This window comes from Sedimentibacter sp. B4 (assembly GCF_000309315.1).
Taxonomy (GTDB): Bacteria; Bacillota; Clostridia; order Tissierellales; family Sedimentibacteraceae; genus Sedimentibacter; species Sedimentibacter saalensis.
In genome coordinates, this window is the sequence record NZ_CANG01000636.1 from 1 (window position 1) to 236 (window position 236).

The following is a 236-nucleotide window of genomic DNA, read 5'->3' on the forward strand; positions in this document are numbered from 1 at the left end:
GTGACGTCGGCGTCCACGCAGCCCTGCATGCCGCCCCCGAACCAGCCGGCGTTCCCTACCGCGACGAACATGGCCGTCTGGTTGCGCGGCTCGCCGTCGATCAGGAGCCGGTACGGCAGCGGCTCGAACCGGCTCAGCTCGGCGAGCGCGGCCCAGGTGTAACTGAGCTGCCCAAGGTTCCAGCGCAGGTGGTTCGTGCGGTAGTTCACCCGGGCGTCGAACCCGGTGCTGACGAT

Annotated in this window: 1 pseudogene; it reads right to left on the bottom strand. The window is 69.5% G+C overall.

The window, feature by feature from the left end:
• Nucleotides 1–236, bottom strand: a pseudogene (locus tag BN358_RS26745) (diacylglycerol kinase family lipid kinase); the annotation flags it as partial.